The organism is Noviherbaspirillum malthae (genome assembly GCF_015352985.1).
GTDB lineage: Bacteria > Pseudomonadota > Gammaproteobacteria > Burkholderiales > Burkholderiaceae_D > Noviherbaspirillum > Noviherbaspirillum malthae.
In genome coordinates, this window is sequence record NZ_JACYXF010000013.1 from 1 (window position 1) to 1,967 (window position 1,967).

3 protein-coding genes are annotated in these 1,967 nt (G+C 55.0%); 2 read left to right on the forward strand and 1 reads right to left on the reverse strand.

Features of this window, described 5'->3' with window-relative positions:
• The first annotated feature begins 80 nt into the window (after window positions 1-80).
• Both IGW03_RS16895 and IGW03_RS16900 read left to right on the forward strand, forming a co-directional pair.
• Window positions 81-602: a winged helix-turn-helix domain-containing protein gene (locus IGW03_RS16895; protein WP_194723746.1), complete on the forward strand. Its 522-nt coding sequence runs from the start codon at window positions 81-83 to the stop codon at window positions 600-602.
• Window positions 529-1,152, forward strand: a complete 624-nt coding sequence (locus IGW03_RS16900) for an IS630 family transposase (RefSeq protein ID WP_194723747.1) — start codon at window positions 529-531, stop codon at window positions 1,150-1,152. Before IGW03_RS16895 ends, IGW03_RS16900 begins: the two co-directional genes overlap by 74 nt.
• Window positions 1,153-1,216: 64 nt before the next feature.
• Here the strand turns inward: IGW03_RS16900 and IGW03_RS16905 are convergent, their stop codons facing one another.
• Window positions 1,217-1,486 carry a hypothetical protein gene (locus IGW03_RS16905; protein ID WP_194723748.1) on the reverse strand — a complete coding sequence of 90 codons (270 nt, stop codon included), beginning with the start codon at window positions 1,484-1,486 and terminating at the stop codon, window positions 1,217-1,219.
• Window positions 1,487-1,967: the final 481 nt, after the last annotated feature.

Here is a 1,967-nt window from a genome sequence, read left to right on the forward strand (position 1 = left end):
TTATACCAATCCCACGGTTAAGCGAACCGCCTCTGGCGCTGGAGGTCTGAAGGAGACGAAGTCCTGTCTTGGAGGCGACCATGTTGACGCCAGAGGCACTGCAGCGCTTGCAACGGTACAACTTTGACTTACTGGCGAGGGAAGAACCGAACGGGCGCCGACGACTACGCTATATCGCGCTGGCCCACTTGAAGGACGGTAAAAGCTATACCGAAGTGGCCGCCGCCCTGCGAACCACACGTCATACCGTCGCGCGCTGGGAGAGATGGTTCGAACGGGATGGCCTCAAGGGCTTGGGTAGCAAACCGCGATACTGGTGTAATCAGCGATTGCCCAGGGAGCAAGAAGAAGCGTTCCGGGTCGCCATCGAGCAGTTGCAGCAGGAGCGTGCTGGCGGTCGCATCCGCGGCGAAGACATCCGGCAATTGCTGGCGCAGCAGTTTGACGTGGCCTACTCGTTGAACGGTGTATATGAACTGTTAAAACGGCTGGGGATTGTGTGGATCTCGGCACGCTCGAGAAGTCCGTATGCAGATCCAGTCAAGCAAGCGGCTTTCCAAAAAAAACGTACTCCAGGAAGTGCGAGCAGTCCTGCCCGCTGAGGTCTGCCTAGATCAAGTCGATATCTGGTTCCAAGACGAGATGCGCATCGGCCAGCGCGGTACGCAAACTCGCCTTTGGGCTCGAAAGGGAATACGGCCGAGAGTCGTACGGCAACAGCAATCGGAGTCAGCGTATATTTTTGGTGCCGTCTGTGCCGAGCGCGATACCGCCGTCGGTCTGGTGCTGCCCCATGCCGACACGCAAACCATGGCACATCACTTGCACGTCATTAGTGCCGCTGTTCCAGAGGGTCGCCACGCGGTCGTGTTGCTTGATCGTGCTGGCTGGCATACGACAACGAAGTTGCCACACTTGCCCAACTTGACGCTATTGCCGCTTCCCAGCGGCTCGCCTGAGCTCAATCCCACCGAACAAGTGTGGCAGCAGTTGCGTGATCGCAGTTTAGCCAACCGCTGTTACGACAGCTATGAGCAGATCGTCGATGCTTGCTGTGATGCCTGGAATGCCTTTACCCAGGTTCCCGGTGCGATCCGTTCACTATGCACCCGCACTTGGGCCAATCTCGGCGTCACTGACGGTATGTTATGACTTGGGATTGGTATTAGCACCTCGGAGAAAATAGAATCAGCGTCTGCCAAGGGCAAACTCGATGCTAGTGTGAGCCCCTGCCTTCATCATGGTTCCTGTGCGAGTGTTTCATGATCGCATCGACGTCGTTCTTTCCATGGAACTGGTTATGCCCATTTTTGTAGAGCGCGCCGCCGATACGCACCAGCACTTCGAAATTTTCCTTCGACAGCCTGCCGCGCGAATCCGCCAGTAACTGGGCCAATTCCAAGATGGCAGTATTGAGGGCGGAAGCATTGCTTGGCAGATCCTTCGCCTGTTGCCTAAACATAGTCAGTATCTCGTCTTGAGTCATGAATGCTCCTAGGTAAATCGAGCCAGTGTAGCCTGAAAAAGGAAACAGCTGTTCTCATTAATTGCTTACCAATGGCAGTCAATAGGGGCCTGCTCGTTGGCCAAGGAAAACAGAAATGATGACGTGGTCATGGAATACACTTGAGACGGCGCAGCGATGAAGTCCAGATTGATGCCGACCTGTGGCACAGAATCTAGATCCGGCTGCCCAGGTATCACGAGACGCTTTGCTTGCCCAGTTACTCCGTTAGTAAGCTTGACGGCTAGTGCAGGTTTGAAAGCAGTCATTCTGGCTAGTCAAACAAACGACAGCTTCTGGCCGCAGGCGGCATTTGTTTGGTATCGGCTCGCCAGCGGCTTTGAGCCACCTTTCCGACCTTGGCCATCTAGAGCATTTTCACGTTGACTTGCCATAGCCGGCATGACGGATATATTGCTCACACTCGTCCGGAGCGAAGGCGTCCATTAATTCTCCAATGACC